Origin of the sequence: Pantoea rwandensis (genome assembly GCF_002095475.1) — a bacterium.
Taxonomy (GTDB): domain Bacteria; phylum Pseudomonadota; class Gammaproteobacteria; order Enterobacterales; family Enterobacteriaceae; genus Pantoea; species Pantoea rwandensis.
Genome location: NZ_MLFR01000001.1, coordinates 537,028 through 559,425 on the forward strand (window position 1 = coordinate 537,028; position 22,398 = coordinate 559,425).

The window sequence follows — 22,398 nt, forward strand, 5'->3', positions numbered from 1 at the left end:
CTGAGGTCTCCCCTGGATTAAAGGCCCTGCGGTCCGGGTTAACCACACAGCGTCATGATATAAAATCCGGCCGCCGTCATAGCCAGCGAACCCAGCACGTGTATCAGCACCGAGGCGGCTGCCCAGGCATAGCTGCCTGACTGCAGCAGGGCAAAAACCTCAGCTGAGAATGTGGAGAAGGTCGTCATTCCGCCACACAGCCCGGTGGTAATGAGCAGCCGCCAGGCCGGATCGAGGCCGGGATGGCGCAGAAAATACGCCAGCGCCGCCCCGATGATAAATCCACCCAGCAGGTTTACCAGCAGCGTCCCCGGCGGCAGGTCCGGAAAAAGCGCGTTCAGGCGCGCGCCCAGCTGCCAGCGGATAATACACCCTAAAGCACCGCCGGTGATGACGGCAAAAAGCTGATTCACGTTCACTCCTTTATTTTAATATTCAGAACATAACGGCACACGACCTGTGCGGTCGCATCCATCTGGTATACGGCCGGCACGCCGGTCGGGATATGCAACTGTGCCACACTGTCGTGGGGCATGCCGTCCAGAAAGGCGGTCAGGGCGCGCAGCGTGTTGCCGTGCGCCACGATCAGAACGGTACTTCCGCAGCGCAGCTGTGGCACTACAACGTGGTGCCAGTACGGCATGACGCGGCGCAACGTCATTTCCAGGCTTTCCGTTGCAGGTAGGTCGGCCAGCGCAACGCGGCGGTAGCGCAGATCCCGACGCAGCTGCGCCGGAGCCTCTGCGTCCGCGGGCGGAATGCCGCTGAAGCTTTTGCGCCAGAGCCGGACGGTCTCTTCCCCCATCATCCGGGCAGCGTCGTCCTTGTTTAGCCCCTGCAGCGCACCGTAGTGGCGCTCGTTCAGTCGCCAGCTCTTTTCCACGGGCGTCCAGCTGCGGTCAAGACGGTCCAGCACCCGCCAGACCGTGTGAACGCAGCGCGTCATAACCGAGGTGAAGACCCGGTCGGGCATCAGGCCCGCTACCCGCATCGCGTCACCGGCCCGGTCGGCCTCCTGCTGCCCCCGGACCGTCAGCGGCACGTCCGTCCATCCGGTAAAACGGTTTTCCCGGTTCCACTGGCTTTCGCCGTGGCGCAAAAGGATCAGCGTTGCAGGTGCCACAGGCATTCCCTTTGTGCCGGACGTTCCCCGTCCGGCGGATGTGTTACTTGCGGCGCACAAACGCATGAAGCCCCGCGTAGTGAGCATCGTCACCCAGCGCCTGCTCAATGCGCATCAGCTGGTTGTACTTTTCCACGCGTTCGCCGCGGCACGGCGCGCCGGTTTTCAGGTGTCCTGCGCGCAGGGCTACGGTCAGGTCGGCAAGGAACGTGTCCGTCGTTTCCCCGCTGCGGTGGGACATGAACGCGCCCCAGCCGTGCCGCTGGCAGAGCGCCACGGCGTCCAGCGTTTCGCTGAGCGAGCCTATCTGATTGAGCTTAATCAGCGCGGCGCTGGCGAGGTTTTCGTCTATGCCGCGCTGAATGTACTTCACGTTGGTGACAAACAGGTCGTCGCCAACCAGCTCGGCCCGGCCCGCGAGCTGCCGGTGCAGATGCTTCCAGCCCGCCCAGTCGTCCTCGGCCAGACCGTCTTCCAGCAGGATGATCGGAAACTGGTCCATCAGCTCGCCGTAGTACGCCGTCATTTCCGCCGCGCTCAGCGCGCTGCCCTCGGTGCGCAGATGATACTGACCGTCTGCGAAAAACTCACTTGAGGCAGGGTCCATGCAGATGCTGATGTCCTCTCCGGGCCGGTATCCCGCCTTCTCAATCGCCTGCACGATAAACGCCAGCGGGTCGCGGTTTGACGATACGGCGGGCGCAAAACCACCTTCGTCGCCCACTGCCGCTGAGAGGTTTTTGTCCAGCAGGATCTGGCGCAGCGCCTGGTAGACCTCGCTGCCCTGACGCACGGCCTCGCGCAGCGTGGGCGCGCCGTGCGGGGCTATCATGAACTCCTGAAAGTCCGCGCCCTGACCGCGGGCGTGCACGCCGCCGTTAATTATGTTCATGCACGGCACGGGCAGCAGGTTTGCCTGCAGGCCCCCCAGGTAGCGCCACAGCGGCTCGTGTGAGGCCTGAGCCGCCAGCCGGGCCACCGCAAGCGACACGCCCAGAATGGCATTGGCACCCAGCCGACTCTTGTTCTCCGTGCCGTCCAGCGCCAGCATGATGTTGTCCAGCTGCCGCTGCCCGCGCACGTCGCTGCCGCGCACGGCCTGGCAGATTTCCGTATTAACCGACCTGACGGCATCCAGTACGCCTTTGCCGCCAAAACGGCGGGCGTCGTCGTCGCGGCGCTCTGCGGCCTCGCGCGACCCGGTGCTGGCCCCGGAAGGCACCGAGCGCGCGCCATCATCCCGTCCGCGGTCCGGGCTTCGACTTCAACGGTGGGGTTGCCGCGCGAGTCAAGAATTTCACGGGCGGTCACGTTATCCAGTGTAAAGCGCATAGTGTTTCTCCCGGTTCAGTCAGTCAGGTGAGTGATAAGCACATCCACCGTGAGGTGGTTGATGTATTCCGCCGAGCGGGAGGTGAGCATTCCCATAAAGCGGTTGCGGTGCCCGGCAAGCACGAGGTCCACGCCCAGCTCCGCGATGCACTTCTCCACGTCCTCAAAACGGTGCATGGTGACCAGCTCCCGCGTATCGACCTTCTCAGGCACGGAGGCCGCCAGCTCGCTCAGAAACGCCTTGGCCTTCACCACTTCCTCCGACACGACGTCGTCCATCAGGCTGTCGGACACGTAGTTCATCTCCCGGTAGTCGTCGCTGATGTGCGCCAGGGTGATTTTCATGCCGAGCGGCTGCGCCAGCGCGACCGCGCGTTTCAGCAGGAGGATGCCGTCATCTTTATCGTTCACAAGGATCAGTGCGTGGGTGTAGCAGGTCATAATGAACTCCCGTTCTGGTTAAGGCGGGACTCAAGCCACGGCAGAAGCTGCTTTTTGCGGCTGAGCATGCCCGGTACGGAGCAGGAGGCGGCGTTGACGCTCTCCCGCCCGGCGAAGTAAAGCGTTGAAAACCCGGCGCGAATGTCGGTCAGCATCAGCACCGCCAGGGCGGCACCCGACTGGTCTGCCAGATACGCCAGGGCTGCGAGCAGGTCGTCCATCACGGGGGCAACCTGTGACAGTGAGCTGACCTCAATCTGGGCGATGCGCACGTCGGTGCCGGCAATGACGAAGGCCTTGAGGTCCCTGTCCAGCAACTGCTGTGCGCCGAGGCCGGTGACGTCTGTTTTTGCGGTAAGGAGGTCACGGGCGAAGGTTTTGCGGTTCACGCCGGAAAGAACGACCAGTTCGGTAACCGAGCGGATATCGTCTTCGGTCGTGGTGGGCGAGCGAAGATTCACGGTGTCGCTCAGGAGTGCGCCCAGCAGAAGAATGGCGAGCGTCGGGGGGAGCGTGCGGTGCGCTTCAGCGTTCATCAGCAGCCAGAGCAGCGTGGCGCTGCTGCCTACCGGGCGAATGTGCACCTCCGGCGGCAGTTGCGTTATCAGCCCGCCCAGCCGGTGGTGGTCAGTGATGCCCACGACGTTGCTCCGGAGCAGGTCGTCAGGCCCCTGCGCCGGCTCGGTGAAATCGACCAGCCAGACCTGTTCATCCTGTAAAGGAATATCAAGCAGCGGCGGCAGCGTAAGTCCGGCGGCGTCAAAGATAAAGCGGGTTTCGCGGTTAGCCTCGCCGAGACGCCATGCGCGGGCGTCCATGCCGCGCCCGGTAAGCCAGTGCGCGGTGACGACGGCCGTACAGATAGCGTCGCTGTCAGGATTGATGTGGCCAAAAACGTGTATCAAGGGTATCTCCCCATAAAGGGAAGTACGCAGGCCGGGAAGAAAGTATGGACGGCCTGACGCACCTCATGAAAATCAAGAGTCGCATCAGGCGTCATCAGCTCCGGAACGGAGCGGTTGGGAAAGGTGGAACGCCATCACCCTGTACTCTGAGTATAGAACCGGACGGAAAACCTGTCAGTATTATTCTGCTGACGCCCTCGGCCCGCCAGCGCAGCGTGTGCCTTGTGGAGCATCCGGCGGATGTTTTCCGGCACCACCGGACTCGTGCAGAGCGACAGCGGGCTGGGGTTCGGCATTACCAGCACCGTGACGCCGGGGCGCAGGTGACTGACCGTCCAGCGGGTCTGAGCCGCTACGGCACCGGCCAGTACCACCACGCGCAGTGCGGGCAGATACGCCAGAACGTCCTCAAGTCAGACGCAGCAGCCGGTACGGATGACTGCAGCAATTTAAGGCTGAATAAGTGAAGCTCTGGATTCCAGCCCATGAGGTATAATTGCTCATTTTTTTGTTTAAATTGCATTCCACATAAATTGGAATACGTGTAAACGGTCGCCACGAATGGCGACCCTACTGCGAAATGGTACAGATTTGTCGTGCGCGCATTGCTCCACACAGAGTGTTAAAAATCAAAACGTCACTGTGGAATCACTTTCTCTGCTTTCAGCTTTTCGAACAAGCTGATAAACGAATCCAGCGTTGCGCGATAGCCGGTAAATCCGGCTTTGCGGCTTTTGCTCATATCCGTGAACGCTTCCATCGGGCGTCCCAGATCGGCATCAGTGTGCCACCAGGAAGCCAGCTTGTTGATGTCCGCCTCAAGTAAATTCTCGCGTGCGGCAATCTCACGCCATGCCTCTTCCGCATCCTGCATGCGTCCCTCCAGCGGCATAATCTGCGCCGGATAGGCTGCGGCCTCAATGCCGAAATACGCTGCCAGACGCGGCCACAGCCAGTTCCAACGGAACACATCACCGTTCACCGCATTGAAATCTTGATTGGCGGCTTCCTTGGCAGTGGTCGCCCAAAATAACTGTTCTGCCAGCAGACTTGCATCAGTGACGTCGGCCAGACCATTCCACTGCTCTGGTGAACCTGGGAAGATAAATGGCCAGCCTTTCTCACGGCACAGGTTGGCATAAACCGCCAAGGTCTGGCCCATATTCATGGCGTTGCCCAGCGCATAGCCAATAATGGTGTGTGGACGATGCACGCTCCAGCGATAGCCGTATTGCTCTGCTCCCGCGAAAACCTCATCTTCCTGTGCGTAATAGAAGTTATCGACCGGCTGACGCCCCTGCTCTTCACGGAAAGGTGTCACCGGGACCGCGCCTTTGCCGTAAGCTTCGAATGGCCCAAGATAGTGTTTCAGACCAGTCACCAGCGCCACATGTGCACCGTTTAAACGATCGCCCAAGGCTTCAATCACATTGCGCACCATGCCGCCGTTCACACGGATATTCTCTTTTTCATTCTCCTGGCGGGACCACACGCTGAAGTACAGCGCATCCGGTTTCTCTTTTGCCAGCACAGCACTCACGGCATTCGCATCAGTGAGATCGGCAGTCAGGCTACGGCAGCCCTCAGGAATCGCTCCGCGTCCACGCGAAAGTCCTGTCACTTGCCAACCCTCTTGCTGCAGTTTCTCTGCCAGCGCACGCCCAATAACCCCACTGATGCCCACAATTAACGCGTGTTTTTGCATTTCAATTCTCCTCTGTTTCAGTAATGATGAGCTTAATAGAGAATTGAGTTCTTATCTCTGGCGTAAATTCACATCATTCATAACCTGGATTCACGAATCAATGCACGATCAGCGTCTGAAAGACATCGTCCCCTTTGTAGCCAGCGTCGAGAGCGGCAGTTTTGCAGCAGCGGCAGAACGTCTGCATCTCACGGGTTCGGCAGTCAGTAAAAGCGTGACCCGGCTTGAGACTCGCCTCGGTTCACGCCTGCTGGAACGCACCACCCGCAGCCTGAAGCTCACGGATGCCGGTAACGCCTATTATCAAACCTGCTTGCGCATCATGGAAGAATTGGCAGAAGCAGAAGCGGTGCTGGCAGCGCAGCGCAGTATTCCTTCTGGGCGCTTGCGCGTTGCGGTGCCCAACACGTATGGCCGTCTCGGCGTGATGCCAGTGTTAATTCCTTTTTGCCAGCAACATCCTGAGCTGGAACTCAACCTGACCTTCTCCGATCGCTTTATTGACTTGTTTGATGAGGGGATTGATGTGGCGGTGCGCATCGGTGGAGCACCCGATGTCCCTGCGTCTCTCGGCTGCCGACAGATGGGCCGCGAGCGCATGGTATTTTGTGCAGCGCCAGACTATTTAGCGCGTGCTGGCCGTCCAGCGAGTGAAAACGAGTTATTACAGCATCGGGCCATTATGTATGAACGCGTGGATGGCAGCACCAAGCCGTGGCTGTTTACCACCGCCGACGGGCACCCGCACTGGCGAGAGGTGCCACACCGCATGGCGCTGGGCGATGTCGATGCGCAAGTGCAGGCAGTGTGCGGCGGTTTAGGCGTGGCGCAGATGCCATCGTGGCTGGCGCGTGAGCCGCTGGCGCGCGGTGAACTGGAGATCATTCTGCCCGAGCAACAGCCCGATGGATTGGCGCTGACGCTGATATGGCCGCGCCGAAAGCAGCTGTTACCGAAAGTCGATGCGTTGCTGGCGGCGTTGGAAGGATTGCAGATTCGTTAGCAAGCGAGATAAATCTCGCCGCTACAGACCCATTGCGCATTGCATTAATGGCGTCAGTTCTTGCGCGAGTATGGCCTTCGTAAACCCCTACGCATTGCCTCAACAGCGCAAATGATTACGTGATGCCAAAAACATTAACGATGATTCAACCGCCGCGACAATCGGTCACCACAAAACTGCAGCACGGTCACAAGCGCCACCAGCACCACAATTACCGTCAGCATCACCTGCATATCAAAGCGCTGGTAGCCATAGCGATAAGCCAGATCGCCCAAGCCGCCTGCGCCAATGGCACCCGCCATCGCCGACGCATTGATCATTGTCACCAACGTAATGGTAAAACCACTGACAATGCCCGGACGCGCCTCCGGCAGCAGCACATGCCAGACAATATGCCAGCGGTGAAATCCCATCGCCTGCGCCGCTTCGGTCAAGCCTTTGTCCACTTCTCGCAAACTCACCTCAGCGATTCGAGCAAAAAAAGGCGTGGCGGCAAGCGTCAACGGCACCACTGCCGCCCAAACTCCATAGGTGGTACCGACAATCCAGCGGGTGAAGGGGATTAGTGCCACCATCAGTATCAAAAAGGGAATCGAACGAAACAGATTCACTACCCAACCCAATACGCGCGAATCCTGCCGCTGACGAGTGGGTGATAACAAGGTTTGCAGCGCTTCGGGCAGCGTACCAAATTGAGGGTTGAGCAATTGGCGCGTGGTTTCCTGCTTCGGATCGCTATACACCTGCCATACCGGGCCACGCTCAATGATTTCGCCTTGATCGATAACTGCTACCTGGTGACACAGATGGTGCACCACATCCATTTCATGGGTGATCAGCACGATAGTAATGTGTCGCTGCTGATTGATTTTCTTAAGCAGCGCCAGAATGGAACGCGTGGTCTCAGGATCGAGCGCGGATGTCGCCTCATCGCACAACAACAGTTCTGGATCATGCACCAGCGCACGCGCGATACCAACACGCTGCTTCTGGCCACCGGAAAGTTGCGCTGGCCACGCATGTTGACGCTCTTCCAGCCCCACCAGCGCCAGTAACTCATCAACCTTTTGCCGCCGTTGCGGTGCGGGCACGCCCGCTACTTTTAACGGCAACTCGATGTTTTCTCGAACCGTTTTGGCCGAAAGCAAGTTGAAGTGCTGAAAGATCATCCCGGTGCGGCGACGCCACTCAACCAGCTCACGCGCACTCAATTGGCCGAGATCAATCCCATCAATCACCACCGACCCCTGTGTGGGATTTTCCAACCGATTGAGACAGCGGATCAGCGTCGATTTCCCCGCACCACTGCGACCAATAATGCCAAAGATTTCACCGCGCTTGACCTGTAAATCAATGGCTTTCAGGGCATCTTGAGCCTGGCCTGGGTAGCGTTTATTCAGATGGCGAATCTGCACATGAACGCTGCTATGGCCCTGCTGGGCGGGCGTTATCAGCGCATCACGCTCTCCGGGAATCGTCAGACTCACCATGTTTACTGGCTCCAACCCGGCTGATACAGCTTGCCGTAGAACTCATCCAATTTGGCGCGCACCACAGGCGAATGCTGATAGATTTCCACAAATTGCTTCAGACGAGGATCATTCTGATGGCCGTCACGAATCACAAATTGGATCACATATTCTGGGTGCTCCAGGCCATCAAACAGCAATGCATTGTTCGGATCGATGGTTTTGGACAAACGCAGATAGTGTGGATAGCCTTGAGCCAAATCAACCTCATCCAGCGAACGTGATAGCTGCACCGCCTCCACTTCGATGATCTTCAAGTGTTTTGGGTTGCTGGCGATATCATCAACCGTCGATTTCAATCCAGCACCGGGCTTGAGGGTGATTAATTTAGCTTTCTGCAACAGCAATAGGCCACGCGCACCGTTGATGGGATCGTTTGCAATCGCCACAGTACCGCCGTCTGGGATTTGATCCAATGCCGTGTGCTTTTTCGAATAAAGCCCCACGTTATTAATGATGGCAGGTGCATAAGGGACTAAATGAAATCCGCCCTGCTGATTGGCATTCTCTAAAAACGGTTTGTGTTGAAACAGGTTAACGTCAATGTCGCCGTTCTCAACGCTGACATTAGGTGCCGTCCAGTCGGTGAACTCTACCAGCTGTACTTCCAATCCCTGCTTTTTAGCTTCGGCCACGGCGGTTTCCAGCGGCGGCGCGAAAGCCGCCGTGGTGCCCACTTTCAGCGGGCCGCTGTAATCGTTGGCAGCAAAAGCGCTGGCGGTAAATATCGCGGCACTGAGTGCCAATAAGTGTGCAATCTTCATGTCGAATCCCTGAGGTTAAATTAACGAAGGTGAGGAGCCGGCCGCCAGCGTGCTGCCGGATGGCGATCGGGCAAACGATCTTGCTGTTGGAAAATTTTTTGTCGCAGGCTGCCGGGTTGATAAGCCGTCTTATAGCGGCCACGCTGCTGTAATTCAGGCACCACCAAGTCGATAAAATCGCGGTAGCTTTGCGGGTTAAGGATGCGAGTCAGATTGAAGCCATCAATATCACCTTCGTCGATCCACTTGATCAGTGCATCCGCAACCTGCGAAGGGTTGCCGACAATCAGCGGATAACGACTGCCCATGGCGTGCTGTTCCAGCAAACGGCGCCGTGTCCAGCCGCTAAAAGCTTTACTGACGGATTCGATCGCGCGGGTATCACCCGTTTGTATCGGTTCATCCAGACCAAAGGCCGCGAGATCGAGACCAATAGAGCTGGAGAAATGGGCAATGCCCGCTTCGGGACTGGCATATTCGAGATAGCTACGCTGCTTTTCCTGCGCTTCCCTTTCGGTGGGCGCCACGATCACGCTAACGCCCATAAAAATGCGTAGATCGTCAGCATGACGCCCCGCTGCCACCGCAGCTTGTCGTAAGCGCTGAGACTGTTCCCGCATCGCCGTAGGGGAAGCCGCATTCACAAATGAGCACTCAGCATGACGCGCGGCAAACTGCACGCCACGCGCTGAAGAACCGGCCTGAAACAGCAGCGGTGTGCGCTGTGGTGACGGGCTGCTCAAGTGATAGCCCTGCACCTGATAAAATTCACCCTGATGGTTGATTTCATGGATCTTGCTGGCATCAGCGTAGAGCCGTTTAGCCTTGTCCGCTTGCAAGGCATCATCCTGCCAACTGCCTTCCCACAATTGATAAGCCACGTCGAGAAACTCATCAGCCTGGTCATAACGACGGTCGTGGGCCTGCAGCTGATGCTGCCCCATCGCACGTGCGGCACTATCGAGGTAACCGGTAACGATATTCCAGCCAATGCGACCCTGAGTGAGGTGGTCCAAGGTGGAGAAACGGCGAGCGAAAGGATATGGCGCTTCATAACTCAGGTTTGCTGTCACACCAAAACCAAGATGTTGCGTCACGCTAGCCATGCCTGATATCAGCATTAATGGATCGTTAACCGGTAACTGAATTGACTCACTTGCGGTCAATCCAATCCCCTGTTGATACACGTCATAAACACCAAGAATGTCAGCAATAAACAGGCCATCAAACAGGCCGCGCTCCAGCAACCGCGCCAAATCCAGCCAATAGGACAGCGAATTGAAATCCACGGAGCGATCTTGTGGATGCGTCCACATGCCATGATGGATGTGCCCAACACAGTTCATGTTAAAAGCATTAAGTAAGATCTGCTTCTGACTCATATTGTCCCCCGACGCGGCGGCAGGACACCGTTAAGCAGGTAGTTACCGATCGCCGGATATTTCCAGCGCACCGGATCGTGCAGCGTATGGGTGCGCGCATTGCGCCAATGGCGATCCAGATTGTGCTCACGCAAGCTGGAGCGCGATCCGCCCAACTCGAACAGTAAATTCCCCGCTTCCAGCGACACGTCTGTGGTCCAGGCCCGTGCTTTCGCCACCTCCACCGAGGAAAGCGCAACCTTTTCAGCGCTGCTGTCTCGCTGTGCGGCATCGACGGCATCTCCGGCGATAGCCAGGAGGGCATCCCCCGCGCTGAGTCGTGCGGCCAATCGGCCAATGCGATCAAGCGTTAAGGGGTCCTCGCTTGCCTGCGTCACCCCACTGTCCGGCCATGGGCGAGCACGTTCACGCACAAAGGCCAACAGATCGTTAAAAGCTTCACGCGCAATCCCTTGATCAACCGCGGCGTGCATGATTTGCGCAAATGGCCCCACGGTAGTTGGCCGCTCGAAGGCAGTCTGAAATGGCACGACGTCATCAGCAGCAATCTCAACCTCGCGGAATTGCACACTACCGCTGCCCGTGGTGCGTTGCCCAAAGCCGCTCCAGTCATCTATCACCGTGACGCCATCCTGATAGCGCGGCACAAAGACCAGTTGCTCTTTACCTTCATCAGCCAATGCCAGAGTAGGAATGCGATCGGCAAACAGCGCGCCTGTGGCATAGAACTTGTCACCGTTAAGACGCAAGCCCTCTGGCTGCTGTGTGATGGCGGTTGATCGTTGGTGCGCGGCAGAAGAGCTGAACTCGGCTAACGCATTGCCGAGATGGATGCCCGCCAACACCTCTGCATATAGCCGTTTTTTCTGTGCTTCACTGCCGTTGATACGCAGCACTTCAAGGGCATAAAAGTGGTTTTGTGGCACCTGACCAATCGAACCATCCGCAGCGCTGAGCAGGACGAAAATGGCGGCAAGATCGGCGCAAGAAAGGCCAATGCCACCAAATTCTTGTGGCACGGTCACTGCGCCCAGGCCAGATTGAAAATAGCGTTGTAGTTCCGCATGCGGCAGCTCACGCGCCCGATCGCGTCGTGCAGCACCACTGCGGAAAGCGTCGGCCAGTTCATGCGTCACCTGTAAGGCTTGCATTGCGTTGCTGATTCGCTGTGCGGGATGTTTGGGGGAAACCTGCGTCATAAACTCTCCTTAAATCCAGGCATGACGCGCAGGTTGCACGCCGTTCAGGTAGTAATTTCCGATGGCATGATTTTTCCAGCGCAGCGGATCGTGCAACGTATGCGTCCTCGCATTGCGCCAGTGGCGATCGAGGCCATGGCGCAGCAACGTGGCGCGACTGCCTCCCCATTCAAGTAATTTCTCGCTAGCGCGTAGTGCAATCTCCGTAGTCAGCACTTTAGCTTCGGCGACAGCAATCGAAGCACGAGCACAGTCGTCAGCGGTAAACGACTGTTGATCAATGCTGTCGAGAATGCGTGCGGCACGTCTCAGCAACGCATTCGCGGCGCTGAGCTCGGTGCTGATACGTCCAACATCAGCCAGAATGTAGGGATCATCCGCATTGCGGCTAACTCCGGCATCCACCCAGGGTCGTGAGCTGCTGCGCACAAATTCGAGTGCGTCGTCCAGCGCACCTTGAGCAATCCCCGCATCAATTGCAGCCTGAATCAGTTGAGAAACCGCTCCGCGCAATGTGGGTTTATCACTGCTGGGTAATGGCATGATGAGGGTGGGATTCACCGCTACCTGCTGCAATTTCACCGTGCCGCTGGCGGTCGTGCGCTGCCCCATGCCTGACCAGTCATCCACAATCTCTACCCCTTTCGTGGGCAGTGGGATGAACACCATCACAGGTTGTTCTGCCTGCATTGCGGTGGTTACCAGGATGTCCGCAAACATCGCGCCAGTTGAATAGAATTTTTCACCTGAGAGTGTAAGACCATGTGACGTTGTCACTAACTGTGTTTGCACATCACGCGTATGTTTGCTGTTTTTTTCCGGTCCGCCGTTCCCAAGACGTTGTCCTTGCACCACGGCACTGAGTAACTGCTGCTGTTGTGAAGGTTCTCCTTCTCCGAGGATGAACTGAATTAAACCAAAGTGGTTTTGTGGAATTTGTCCCAGTGAAGGATCGCTCGCAGAGATCACACGAAACACTTCCGCCACGGTCTGAAAAGAGAGTCCTGCACCGCCAAATTGCTTAGGCACACTGATGCTGCCTAACCCCAGCAGTGTGAACTGGTTGAGCAGCGTCAGCGGGTAAATGCGCTGTTGATCGCGCTCCACCGCACCGGACTTAGCTTGCTCAGCAATATGATGCGCAGCGGCAATCGCCTGTGCATCACTGGTCAATACCGTAGCCTGTTGCTCAGGGGAATGATTATTTTGTGTCATCGTTGATTTCACTTTTAACGGCGTAGTGAATAACCCGCCAGCACGGAAATAAAGCGTGCGGCGCAGCGTGAATAACTATTTGAAAGGGATGATAATCAGGAGGAGTTAATTAAGTAAATAGTGCGGTTATGCTATATCCGGCAATAATTTTCCATTAATTATCTATGGGATATCATTCACCATGATTCAAGCCTCATGGGGCTTTGCGAGGGAAGATAAAGAATTAAAATCACTTAAAAACGCGTAATATCAATAAACGCTAACGAAGAGTAAAAAAAGCAAAAAGAAGGAGGAAGGCTCAGTGAAAATAAATCATCACTGAGCCGATAGTTTAAATTGCCGATTCGAATAACGCTCGTGCGTATTGATGCGCAGTGACAGACTTCTCGCTATGTGGAATCTCTACGCTGTCGATAAGTTTAGCCTGTTGGTAGCTTTTCACGGTTTCATGCTGAGTGATCTGCTGTGTGGTCTGGGCGGCCAACTCACCCTTCTTGTTCTGCGACACCGAGGTCTGACTGCGTTCTTCATCGTTGATCAGGTGATAACGGTAATTTTGCGATGACTTGAGTGCCGTCAGTTTCGCATCCCCATCAGAGTCCAGTGCGGTGTGGAAACTGGCCTTGAGTTTGAACAGCGTATCCTGTGTGAGATCCTGGGTGTCGCTATGCTGTTGCGAACGGGTTTGCTGCGCCACATCCAGGGAGAATGTGTCCTGTTCTTCTGGCTTGTAGGGATTACCGGATCGCGGTGTTTGCTGATAGCTGGCAGAGAAATCAGCCAAGCCGCTAATCGCGCCGTTTTTAGCCGCATTAGCATCAATGGAAATCACGCGCTGGGTGTTAACGCTGTGACTGGCCTGTCCCTCAGTGGTGTTCAGGGCACGGAAACTGTCTTTGAACAGATTCAGCATGGTGCGATCGCCGTGGCCGCGTGCAGCCGCCTGATCAAATTTCGTTGACCACTGGTCCAGGGCTGCCGCCTGCTGGTCGGCACTCCCCGCCTGGGTGAGTTTCGACACGTCGGTATCCAGTTTGATACTGACATCGCCATTGTGGAAGCCCAGCCAGCGCTCTTTATCGTCAGCATGGAGATTGAGCGACTGGGTGACATTATCGCCATTGCGCAGATCGGTCTTCAAATCGACGCTTTTCAGTTGCGAACTGTCGAACTTCATCAGGTCGGCAATATCCAGCTGCGTACTACTTGCATCTAAACCGTCTAAGGCTTTTTGCAAACCGTCAGAAAGTTGGCTGATGGCAGTGGCTTCGTCATTGCTTAACTTGCCACCGCTGGTGTTTAACTCCACCACCAATCCGCCCTGCTGGCGTGTCATTTGCAAGCTAACCTGAATCCCTGATTGTGTAGTCACCGTAAGCGCCACGGCACTTTGGCTTCCGTTCGTCGCGCCAGAAGATTCAGTGGCAGGCACACTTAATGTGACATTGTCACGATTTTGCAGCACATTGCTCAGCAAGCTGCTGCCGATACCACTCATGCCGACACCGCCTGCCTGCGCGGCAGCGTTCAGTTGTGCCTGAATATTGCTGCCAATCGCTCCGCTGTTCTGCACTTGCGCGGGCACGATTTTATAGATTGCCGCGATCGCCTCGCTGGCCTCACTGAAGGTGACTTTCGTTGACGCTTCAGCCTGCAAGTTGCTCTGCGTGGCCTTACTGTTCACTGCCGTGTTCACACTTGAACCTGCAGAAATCAGGTTGCGTAAAACGCTGCTGCCAATCCCATTTAGCATCAAAATAATCCTCTGTATGAACTATTGCACAAGGTTATCGGCACACTGGCATAACACTTTAGTTTTGTTTAACTCTGAGGGACCTGACATTTTTGGCACAGCATCTGTCTGCTTAAACACAGCCAGATAAGAGCGTCTGATTTACGTTGTTGATCAACACATTGTCTGCCCAACGAGCAGTCAGCATTTCATGAGAGGTAAAGTCGCGATGAACAATCTGCATTACAAAAGCTTGCTGGAAATTGGACGCCTGATTCAGTCTGGCGACATCACCTCCGTTGCGGTCACTGAAGCTCTGCTAGCTCGCATCGACACGCTCGACAGCGACCTGCACAGCTATTTTTATGTGATGCGAGACAGTGCATTAAAACAGGCAGCGGAAGCGGATGCTGAAATTGCCTCTGGCAAACAGCGAGGCCCGTTGCATGGCGTGCCTATTGCGTTAAAAGATCTGATTTGGACCAAAGATGCGCCCACCAGCCACGGCATGATCATCCATAAGGATCACTATCCGGCTGAAGACTCTACTGTAGTGGATCGTTTCCGTGCGGCGGGCGCTGTGATTCTCGGTAAACTCACACAAACGGAAAGTGCCTTTGCCGATCACCATCCTGAAATCACGCGCCCCAATAACCCTTGGGGCAGCGCGCTCTGGACCGGGGTTTCATCAAGTGGTTCCGGCGTCGCCACAGCCGCAGGACTTTGTTATGGATCAATCGGTACCGATACCGGTGGCTCAATCCGCTTCCCCTCCAATGCAAACGGTTTAACCGGCATTAAACCCACGTGGGGACGCGTCACCCGACACGGTGCGTGCGAACTGGCCGCCTCACTGGATCATATTGGACCGATGGCTCGCTCCGCTGCGGATGCCGCGGCGATGTTACAAGCGATTGCCGGACGTGATGATAAAGATCCTACTTCCAGCAGCGAACCCGTACCGGATTATCTGGCCTTGATGACGCGTGGCATCAGTAAAATGCGTATTGGTGTAGATAAAGCATGGGCACTTGAAAAAGTGGATGCAGAGACCCGTGCCGCGCTGGAAGCCGCCCTGGCCACTTTAATCGCTTTGGGTGCGACAACGTTAGACATCACCCTGCCCGATACCGAGCAAGCCGCTGCCGAATGGAGTGCGTTGTGTGCGGTGGAAACGGCACTGGCGCACGAAGCCACCTATCCTGCGCAGAAAGATCAGTACGGCCCTGGACTCTCAGGCTTGCTCGATCTGGGACATCAGGTGACTGCCTTGGAATATCAACGCTTACTGCTGAATCGAGCGGCCTTGCGCGGCGACATCTCCGCGTTGTTCACACATGTTGATTTGATTCTCGCGCCGGCCACGGCTTATGCCGGTTTAACATGGGATACCATGACCCGTTTTGGTACCGATCAGGCACTGTTTAACGGCGTCCTGCGCTATACCAGTGCATTTGATGCCAGCGGACATCCCACCATCACTCTACCGTGTGGTATGACTGCGGCCGGTGCGCCCATTGGTTTCCAATTAGTGGCTGCGCATTTCGATGAAACCGCGATGATCCAAGCTGCTTGGGCCTTCCAGCAGATCACTGAATGGCATAAAAAACATCCAGCCCTGTAAACCCTACCTATGAAGCCGCACCGACAAAACGGCGCGGCTTTTTTACCTCTTTATGGCCTGAATATTGCTTTGTTAATTGCGATTTCGCCCTTTTTCGCCATGTTTAGGGGACGTTGCTATGAAAGAAACTTTCACCACGGATCACTTAGATAATCGCCATCGCTTTGACGCCTGGCGCGACGCTGTCTGTTCGCGCTTGATCAAAGCTGAAGCCCGACAGGTTCAGTCAGGCGCGTTTTCCGGCAGTTTTGGCTATTCCATGCTCGGACACGTTGATATTGCGCACCATGTTTCACAAACAGCCCTGGTTTGGCAACGCACCCCGGAGTGCATTCGTCGTCATCCCAATCATGATTTATATCTTGGTTATGTTCGCTCGGGTCAGGGCACGCTGCGACAGAATGAAAATCAATCTCGTGTAAGTGCCGGGGATGTGGTGATCTACGATGCTGCGACCCCTTTTGATTTCGCGATGGACAACGTGGCGATCAATATCGTGCATTTACCGCGTCAGATGATCGAAAAGGAGGCGCCGGCGATTGCCAGACTGGCGGGTAAAACGCTGGATCTCAGCCGTCCGGGCATGACCTCGCTTAAGCAACTCTTACAAGAGGCGTTTATTTTCAATGCCGAATGTGAAAAGGGTTTTCTTGCGGAACAGTTCGCCAACACCTTGATTAACATGATTTCCGTCAGCGTCAATTTGCAGAAGAGTGATGACGTATTAAAACCCGATCTTTATTCGCGCGTAGTGAGTTACTTGCGGCAGAACTTACAGGAAGCAGACTTAACCATGGCGCAGATTGCCAACGCACACCATGTCTCTCCGCGTACCATCAGCCGGGTGTTCGCCGCGCATGGCACCACGCCGATGAATTTTGTCTGGCAGGAGCGATTACTGGCATGCCGCAAAGCACTGGCTGAAGGTAAAGCGCGTAACATCACGCAGGTCGCGTTAGATCATGGTTTCAGCGATATGTCTCACTTTAGCATGGCGTTTCGCAAGGCTTTTGGCTGCACGCCGAGTAGTCTATTGCGTCAAACAGAATCGTGATTTCTGTCCGTGCTCATGACAATTTTTGCAACTGATTAAGCACACGCTCAGCAGTGAACTCCAGGCTGCTGCGCGTGTTCATGGCCTCAGTACGCATAAAGTGATAGGCACCCGACTCATCCAGCCCGAAGGTTTGCATCAGTACCCCCTTAGCTTGTGCAAGACGTTCATTTCTCACCTTGCGTTGGTGACGAGCCGCATGTTCAATTCGCAGTTGCGAATTCTGTTGCGCTGTTTGCCAACTCCCAATGATTTGCACGATCAAGGCGAAGGGATTCAGCTCTCGTTCTGCGATGGCGGCGGGTTGTAACTGCAGTAAAAGCGGGAACAACCGCGCATCATGGCAATCCGCTAAGGCAATAGCAGGGGTATGTTGGTGTTTAATCGTCTCAAACAGGCGCAGTAGCCGTGTTTGATAATGGGTTTCAATCGCCACTAGCAGCACTTGAGTTTCAGCAGGGAACGACGCCTCTGGCGGCCAACTGTGCTGCACTTGGCAACCTAACTGAGTCAGTGAAGCGCAAAAAGCCCGCACGCTTTGAGAATCAGGATGGAAGATGTGCAGCCGAACGCCCGAAAGTGTGGCCAGCAGTGATTGCTCATTCATATTTCACCTGTGTGCTGCCTGATTGAGGAAGCCTCACAGTAGAAGAGTTCAACGATTCGCGCTGTGTTGGCGCTGCCGGGTGCTGTGTCAGCCGGGACATGAAAGCGCCTTAACCCTCTCCCGCAGGAAAGGGTTAAGGGGGCGGGCAATCCTAAGCATGAAACCCTAAATACTGTTCCGCAACACTGGCGCTGGGTTGGATTCGCGGGTCAATCTGCTGCACGATCTGCCCCTTTTCGATGACATGGATGCGGTCCGAGAGTGCATATAAAAACTCAATATCCTGCTCCACCAGAATGATCGAGATATCCATTTCATGACGCAACCGCTGCAAGGTTTCAATGATCTCCTCACAGATATTGGGTTGAATCCCTTCCGTTGGCTCGTCTAATAACACCAGTTGTGGCTGCCCGCACAGGCAGCGTGCCAGAGCCAACAGTTGCTGTTCACCGCCAGACAGTGCACCACCGGGTTGCGTCAGTAACCGCTTAAGTCGTGGGAAAATTTCCAGCATCTGCTCAATGATCGTTCCTGCACGGGAAAAGTGCTTCACACATCCCATGCGTAAGTTCTCTTCGACCGTTAGCAGCGGGAATATTTGCCGCCCCTGTGGCACAAAACCGATACCTGCTACTGCGCGCTGGTGCGCTTGATAGCGTGTAATATCAATGCCATTCAGCGCAATTGAACCTTGCCATGCTGGCAACTCTCCCATGATGGTTCTCAATAGCGTGGTTTTACCCATGCCGTTTCGCCCTAACACGCCAGTGAAGGATTTTGCGCCAACAAACAGCTCGGATAAGTGCAATACCGGAATTTTGTTATATCCCGAGACCATCTCTTTAATTTCAAGCATGTTTAATCTCCAGATTGCCGAGATACGCCTCTTTCACCAATGGGTTTTGCGTCACCTCGCGAAAACTCCCCTCCGCCAGCACCGCCCCCTGATTAAACACCGTGACCCGTTGCGCGATCATGCTGATGAACTCCATATCATGTTCCACTACCACTACCGTACTCTGCTGGTTGATGGCTTTAATCAGCTGTGCTGTTTTGCGGACTTCCTGATGCGTCATCCCTGCGGCAGGCTCGTCGAGCAACACCAACTGCGGACGTGAAATCAGGATCATCCCCAATTCCACCCACTGCCGTTGGCCGTGGGCCAGTTCAGACAGCACCGCATCTTGATGGTCACTCAACCCAATGTCCTGTAGTACCTGGTCAATCGCCGCAGGCAAGGCCGCTTTCGACAATTTATTGGCGGCGGCCTGCCATAGATTCTCCCGCACGCTAAGCCCCTCAAACACACTTGGAACTTGAGTTTTAATTCCAATACCCAAGCGGGCAATGTCCCAAGGACGCTTGCCGGATATCACCTGATTGCGATAGCGACACTCACCCCGCGTCGGCGTCACCTGACCACTGAGCATCTTAAAAAAGGTACTTTTTCCCGCGCCGTTCGGGCCGATCAGGCAACGTAATTCACCTTCATGCAGGGTAAAGTCCACTTCTTTCACCGCATGAACGCCACCAAAGCTGACGCCCATCTTGCGGGTTTCCAGCAAGATCGTTGCTGTCATGATTTCACCTCACTCACTGATGCACGCGGTGATGTCGCAGTGGCCGATCGCTTACGCCGCAACAACTTTTGCAATGTTGGCAGAATACCGCCCGGGATCAGCAGTACGAACACCGCCAAAATCACACCCAACACCAGATTGACGTCGACGGTCTGCTGCGCGCCCAACCGTGTGACCATCCACTGCAATAGCACGCAGCTGATGACAGGACCGATCAACGTGCCGCGCCCCCCGACAATTACCCAGATGATGATCTGCGCTGACTGACTGATACTGAACACGCCGGGACTGACAAACGCGCCCCAGTTGACATAAAGACACCCTGCCAAACCTGCAATCGCCGCACCTATCGCGAAGGTTGCCAGTTTATGAGCAGGCACGTTATAGCCCAGAAGACCTGCACGCTGTTCGTTTTCACGAATCGCCACCACTGTTTTGCCGAAACGGCTGAGCAGTACGAACTTCAATAGCGCATAGCAAAGTGCCAACGCTCCTGCCGTCACCATGAAAATGGCTTCCGGTGAGAGGATTGCATCAGGCTGGAACGGCATATTTAAGGTCGGTACTGAGGGTATCCCATTGAAACCGCCTAACAGTGCGTCACCAATATGATATTCGCTGCCCGAGGTGGAGTTGACCCAGTTAAACAACACCAAACTCACCGCTAACGTAATGGCCCCGAGATAGACATCGCTGACGCCGCCATAGAAAATGACATAGCCCAATAACAGCGAGAACAGGGTGGGTAGCACAATCGCCATCACCACTGCCCAGGTTGAATCGCCCCAGTTAATGGCGCACACCGCGTAGGTATAAGCACCCAAGCCAAAAAATGCGGCCTGACCAAAGCAGAGAATGCCGCCGTAGCCCCAGATAAACGCCAGACTGAGCGACAGCAATCCCATCACTAAAAATACGGTGATGGAGAGCAAGGTATAGAGTTCAATGGCACCTGACAGCCAGAACGCCAGCAGCACCATCACGGCCGTACTGAGCAAGATGCGAACGTGTTCTGAAAACAGTTTCATTACAACGATCTCCTGAAGAAACGGCCGGTAATGCCCTGCGGCAGCAGGCGCAGTAGCACGATCGCACTCAGCAGCAGAGCAACGGCGCCAAATACCGGTGTGGAGAGGTAGGTCACCAGTTGGGAAATGGTGCCAAAGAGAGTAGAGGATGAGAGCGTTCCGGCAATGATCGCGCTGCCCCCCCAATTACCGTGATAAAGGCTTTGGCAATAAAGCTGACGCCAATGGTCGGAATTACCCCAGTTATAGGGGCCAGCAGTGCCCCACCCAGTCCCGAAAGCGCCGCTCCGAGACCAAAAGTGAGGCTGTAGATTTTACCCGGGTTACTGCCTAATGCTGCTGCCATACGCGCATTTTGCATCGTGGCACGTGCGCACAATCCCAGCGTGGTGAAGCGCAGCAATAGCCACAGCGCCCCCACCAGACACAGTGCAAACACAATCATGAAAAGTGAGTAGCCGCTGGTGCTGTAGCGGCCGATATTGACGCTGGGCAGCGGCGAGCTGATGCCCAGCGTGGTGTTACCAAACAACATGGTTGCCGCACCAATCAACGCCAGGCTCAATCCCCAAGTCGCCAGCATGGTGTCAATCATGCGGCCATAAAGATGGCGAATGATAACGCGCTCAATAACCATGCCAAATATGCCAACGCTTGCCGGTGCAATCACCAGCATCGAAATCCAGATCGGCACGCCAAAATGATTGGTAGCGAGTATGGCGCTGTAACCGCCCAGCATCATAAACTCGCCATGCGCCATGTTGACGATTTTCATCATGCCAAACACCACCGCTAACCCCAGGCTCATGATCACCAATACCGCGATGGCATTGAGCACTTCAATGCTGTAGATAATTGACAGTTCCATGCCTATCTCCTGTCAGAGCTCGATCTGATATTGTTTGGTATCACGCGGGTTTTTCTTGAGATCGCACACCATCGCGGTATCGACCGGTGCCTGATCGGTGAACGTCTCCAGTATCTTCATCTGATGGTTTTCCACCTCGGCGATGTGCACATCCAACGAACAGTGGTGTGTGGCCGGATCGACGCTCAGTTTCCCGCTCGGTGAGGTAAGAGAAATGCCGGATTCCAAGGCTTCAATCACCTTCATACGATCGATATCCCCTGCCTTGCGCACCCCTTCGGCCCAGATCAGCATGCCCTGATAGGCGCCCATCGCCAGATCGCTGATGTAGGGAGTATTGGCGCCATAACGCGCATGGAATTTTTCGACAAACGCCTTATTCTCGGGCGACGGGATCTCCTGCATATAGTTGGCACACACCAGGATACCGTTGCTCTCTTCCGGTGACAGGATGATATGTTCGTTACCTCCGCCGAACACCGTAGAAGCAATTGGGATCTTGCTGCTCATACCCGCAGCATGCCATTGGCGATAGAAGGAGATGTGCGCGCCGCCAACCAGAGCCGACCACACCATGTCGGGTTGTGCACTTTGGATTTTGGAAATCGCTGCACCAAAATCGGTCACGTCCAGCGGGAAAAATTCGACCGTCATCACCTCTCCACCATTGTCATGGACCGACTTCTTCACCCATGACGAGACGATCTGGCCGTAGTTGTAATCGGCTGCCAGCACGTAAACCTTCTTACCCCACTTTTTCATTGCATAGGGCACCAGCTTTTCCACGGTTTGTGCTGGGGTCGAGCCAGAGGAGAAGTAGTTACGATCGCACACGCCGCCTTCATACTGCGCAGGATAGAAGTAGAGAGAACGAAAACGATCCAGCACAGGTCGAATCACTTCACGTGAAGCGGAAGTAATGCCGCCGTGAACCACCGCGACTTTGTCTTTCAGGGCTGCCTGTTGGGCATATTGCGCATAGAGTTGCATGTTAGATTGCGCATCATAATTGATGATTTGCAGCGGCCGACCCAACAATCCTCCTGCGGCGTTGATCTCTTCCGCCGCGAGGTTAATCGCATTCGACATTGGTTTGCCGTAGATATCCAATCCACCAGACAGGTCAAGAATACTTGCCACTTTAATGGCGTCTTTGCTGTCTGCGGCCAACGTTAATTTCGGCGCGATGCCCGCGGCTAAACCTAAAGCTGAAACAGCAGATCCCTGAAGAAATGAACGACGACTAATAGCCATAGCACCCTCGCAATGAAGTTAATGGATTTAAAATTGGAATATTCCGGAGGTCG

Annotated in this window: 19 protein-coding genes, 3 pseudogenes and 1 riboswitch; of the genes and pseudogenes, 3 read left to right on the forward strand and 19 right to left on the reverse strand. The window is 55.3% G+C overall.

Going from position 1 to position 22,398, the window contains the following annotated elements; genetic code table 11:
- Window positions 1-38: 38 nt before the first annotated feature.
- From crcB to HA51_RS02525, 6 genes and pseudogenes are all read right to left on the reverse strand, one after another.
- Entirely contained in the window at window positions 39-413 is a 375-nt protein-coding gene (gene crcB, locus HA51_RS02495; RefSeq protein ID WP_211282889.1) for a fluoride efflux transporter CrcB, read from the reverse strand.
- 2 nt (window positions 414-415) lie between these two features.
- Window positions 416-1,123 (reverse strand): 2,3-bisphosphoglycerate-dependent phosphoglycerate mutase, encoded by a 708-nt coding sequence (locus HA51_RS02500; RefSeq protein ID WP_084932075.1) that lies wholly within the window; start codon window positions 1,121-1,123, stop codon window positions 416-418.
- 115 nt (window positions 1,124-1,238) lie between these two features.
- Window positions 1,239-2,455 (reverse strand): annotated as a pseudogene (gene eno / locus HA51_RS02505) (phosphopyruvate hydratase); the annotation flags it as partial.
- 15 nt (window positions 2,456-2,470) lie between these two features.
- Window positions 2,471-2,896: a universal stress protein gene (locus tag HA51_RS02510; RefSeq protein ID WP_084931702.1), complete on the reverse strand. Its 426-nt coding sequence runs from the start codon at window positions 2,894-2,896 to the stop codon at window positions 2,471-2,473.
- Window positions 2,893-3,801 (reverse strand): DHHA2 domain-containing protein, encoded by a 909-nt coding sequence (locus HA51_RS02515; protein WP_084931703.1) that lies wholly within the window; start codon window positions 3,799-3,801, stop codon window positions 2,893-2,895. Before HA51_RS02515 ends, HA51_RS02510 begins: the two co-directional genes overlap by 4 nt.
- Before the next feature lie 78 nt (window positions 3,802-3,879).
- A riboswitch (Fluoride riboswitch) is annotated at window positions 3,880-3,949 on the reverse strand.
- A 489-nt stretch (window positions 3,950-4,438) separates the two neighbouring features.
- Entirely contained in the window at window positions 4,439-5,506 is a 1,068-nt protein-coding gene (locus tag HA51_RS02525; RefSeq protein ID WP_084931704.1) for an SDR family oxidoreductase, read from the reverse strand.
- A 100-nt stretch (window positions 5,507-5,606) separates the two neighbouring features.
- Here HA51_RS02525 and HA51_RS02530 point away from each other — a divergent pair, with 100 nt between their 5' ends.
- A complete protein-coding gene (locus HA51_RS02530; RefSeq protein ID WP_084931705.1) occupies window positions 5,607-6,509 on the forward strand; it encodes a LysR family transcriptional regulator in 903 nt (300 codons plus the stop codon).
- A gap of 134 nt (window positions 6,510-6,643) precedes the next feature.
- Here the strand turns inward: HA51_RS02530 and HA51_RS27270 are convergent.
- The 7 genes and pseudogenes from HA51_RS27270 to HA51_RS02560 form a co-directional block, all read right to left on the reverse strand.
- A pseudogene (locus HA51_RS27270) lies at window positions 6,644-7,138 on the reverse strand (methionine ABC transporter permease); the annotation flags it as partial.
- Window positions 7,130-7,999 (reverse strand): annotated as a pseudogene (locus HA51_RS27275) (methionine ABC transporter ATP-binding protein); the annotation flags it as partial. The pseudogenes HA51_RS27275 and HA51_RS27270, both read right to left, overlap by 9 nt.
- Window positions 8,000-8,001: 2 nt before the next feature.
- Window positions 8,002-8,802 (reverse strand): MetQ/NlpA family ABC transporter substrate-binding protein, encoded by an 801-nt coding sequence (locus HA51_RS02540; RefSeq protein WP_084931707.1) that lies wholly within the window; start codon window positions 8,800-8,802, stop codon window positions 8,002-8,004.
- A 20-nt stretch (window positions 8,803-8,822) separates the two neighbouring features.
- Window positions 8,823-10,184, reverse strand: coding sequence for an LLM class flavin-dependent oxidoreductase (locus HA51_RS02545; protein WP_084931708.1), 1,362 nt, complete (start codon window positions 10,182-10,184; stop codon window positions 8,823-8,825).
- The gene (locus HA51_RS02550) at window positions 10,181-11,383 is read right to left on the reverse strand and encodes an SfnB family sulfur acquisition oxidoreductase (RefSeq protein ID WP_084931709.1); all 1,203 of its coding nucleotides are present in this window, start codon (window positions 11,381-11,383) and stop codon (window positions 10,181-10,183) included. The genes HA51_RS02545 and HA51_RS02550 overlap by 4 nt, the downstream gene beginning before the upstream one ends.
- Window positions 11,384-11,392: 9 nt before the next feature.
- On the reverse strand, window positions 11,393-12,598 hold the full coding sequence (locus HA51_RS02555) for an SfnB family sulfur acquisition oxidoreductase (protein ID WP_084931710.1): 1,206 nt from the start codon (window positions 12,596-12,598) through the stop codon (window positions 11,393-11,395).
- 331 nt (window positions 12,599-12,929) lie between these two features.
- Window positions 12,930-14,351: a hypothetical protein gene (locus tag HA51_RS02560; protein WP_084931711.1), complete on the reverse strand. Its 1,422-nt coding sequence runs from the start codon at window positions 14,349-14,351 to the stop codon at window positions 12,930-12,932.
- Window positions 14,352-14,559: 208 nt separating this feature from the next.
- Here HA51_RS02560 and HA51_RS02565 point away from each other — a divergent pair, with 208 nt between their 5' ends.
- Both HA51_RS02565 and HA51_RS02570 read left to right on the forward strand, forming a co-directional pair.
- A complete protein-coding gene (locus HA51_RS02565; RefSeq protein ID WP_084931712.1) occupies window positions 14,560-15,954 on the forward strand; it encodes an amidase in 1,395 nt (464 codons plus the stop codon).
- Between the two features lie 118 nt (window positions 15,955-16,072).
- The gene (locus tag HA51_RS02570) at window positions 16,073-17,008 is read left to right on the forward strand and encodes a helix-turn-helix domain-containing protein (RefSeq protein ID WP_084931713.1); all 936 of its coding nucleotides are present in this window, start codon (window positions 16,073-16,075) and stop codon (window positions 17,006-17,008) included.
- A 13-nt stretch (window positions 17,009-17,021) separates the two neighbouring features.
- On the opposite strand, the gene HA51_RS02575 is transcribed toward HA51_RS02570, so the two are convergent.
- The 6 genes from HA51_RS02575 to HA51_RS02600 all read right to left on the reverse strand — a co-directional run bounded on the left by HA51_RS02575 (window position 17,022) and on the right by HA51_RS02600 (window position 22,345).
- Window positions 17,022-17,615, reverse strand: a complete 594-nt coding sequence (locus tag HA51_RS02575) for an ANTAR domain-containing response regulator (protein ID WP_084931714.1) — start codon at window positions 17,613-17,615, stop codon at window positions 17,022-17,024.
- A gap of 151 nt (window positions 17,616-17,766) precedes the next feature.
- Window positions 17,767-18,471 (reverse strand): ABC transporter ATP-binding protein, encoded by a 705-nt coding sequence (locus HA51_RS02580; RefSeq protein WP_084931715.1) that lies wholly within the window; start codon window positions 18,469-18,471, stop codon window positions 17,767-17,769.
- Window positions 18,464-19,195 carry an ATP-binding cassette domain-containing protein gene (locus tag HA51_RS02585; RefSeq protein ID WP_084931716.1) on the reverse strand — a complete coding sequence of 244 codons (732 nt, stop codon included), beginning with the start codon at window positions 19,193-19,195 and terminating at the stop codon, window positions 18,464-18,466. The genes HA51_RS02580 and HA51_RS02585 overlap by 8 nt, the downstream gene beginning before the upstream one ends.
- Window positions 19,192-20,223, reverse strand: coding sequence for a branched-chain amino acid ABC transporter permease (locus HA51_RS02590; RefSeq protein ID WP_084931717.1), 1,032 nt, complete (start codon window positions 20,221-20,223; stop codon window positions 19,192-19,194). Before HA51_RS02590 ends, HA51_RS02585 begins: the two co-directional genes overlap by 4 nt.
- Before the next feature lie 112 nt (window positions 20,224-20,335).
- A complete protein-coding gene (locus HA51_RS02595; RefSeq protein ID WP_245840129.1) occupies window positions 20,336-21,091 on the reverse strand; it encodes a branched-chain amino acid ABC transporter permease in 756 nt (251 codons plus the stop codon).
- A 12-nt stretch (window positions 21,092-21,103) separates the two neighbouring features.
- Entirely contained in the window at window positions 21,104-22,345 is a 1,242-nt protein-coding gene (locus HA51_RS02600; RefSeq protein ID WP_084931718.1) for an urea ABC transporter substrate-binding protein, read from the reverse strand.
- Window positions 22,346-22,398 lie beyond the last annotated feature (53 nt).

Coding starts and splice junctions, on each gene's coding strand:
- HA51_RS02510 (WP_084931702.1), bottom strand. CDS start 2,896: ATGACCTGCTACACCCACGCACTGATCCTTGTGAACGATAAAGATGAC.
- HA51_RS02525 (WP_084931704.1), bottom strand. CDS start 5,506: ATGCAAAAACACGCGTTAATTGTGGGCATCAGTGGGGTTATTGGGCGT.
- HA51_RS02530 (WP_084931705.1), top strand. CDS start 5,607: ATGCACGATCAGCGTCTGAAAGACATCGTCCCCTTTGTAGCCAGCGTC.
- HA51_RS02540 (WP_084931707.1), bottom strand. CDS start 8,802: ATGAAGATTGCACACTTATTGGCACTCAGTGCCGCGATATTTACCGCC.
- HA51_RS02545 (WP_084931708.1), bottom strand. CDS start 10,184: ATGAGTCAGAAGCAGATCTTACTTAATGCTTTTAACATGAACTGTGTT.
- HA51_RS02550 (WP_084931709.1), bottom strand. CDS start 11,383: ATGACGCAGGTTTCCCCCAAACATCCCGCACAGCGAATCAGCAACGCA.
- HA51_RS02555 (WP_084931710.1), bottom strand. CDS start 12,598: ATGACACAAAATAATCATTCCCCTGAGCAACAGGCTACGGTATTGACC.
- HA51_RS02560 (WP_084931711.1), bottom strand. CDS start 14,351: ATGCTAAATGGGATTGGCAGCAGCGTTTTACGCAACCTGATTTCTGCA.
- HA51_RS02565 (WP_084931712.1), top strand. CDS start 14,560: ATGAACAATCTGCATTACAAAAGCTTGCTGGAAATTGGACGCCTGATT.
- HA51_RS02570 (WP_084931713.1), top strand. CDS start 16,073: ATGAAAGAAACTTTCACCACGGATCACTTAGATAATCGCCATCGCTTT.
- HA51_RS02575 (WP_084931714.1), bottom strand. CDS start 17,615: ATGAATGAGCAATCACTGCTGGCCACACTTTCGGGCGTTCGGCTGCAC.
- HA51_RS02580 (WP_084931715.1), bottom strand. CDS start 18,471: ATGCTTGAAATTAAAGAGATGGTCTCGGGATATAACAAAATTCCGGTA.
- HA51_RS02585 (WP_084931716.1), bottom strand. CDS start 19,195: ATGACAGCAACGATCTTGCTGGAAACCCGCAAGATGGGCGTCAGCTTT.
- HA51_RS02590 (WP_084931717.1), bottom strand. CDS start 20,223: ATGAAACTGTTTTCAGAACACGTTCGCATCTTGCTCAGTACGGCCGTG.
- HA51_RS02595 (WP_245840129.1), bottom strand. CDS start 21,091: ATGGAACTGTCAATTATCTACAGCATTGAAGTGCTCAATGCCATCGCG.
- HA51_RS02600 (WP_084931718.1), bottom strand. CDS start 22,345: ATGGCTATTAGTCGTCGTTCATTTCTTCAGGGATCTGCTGTTTCAGCT.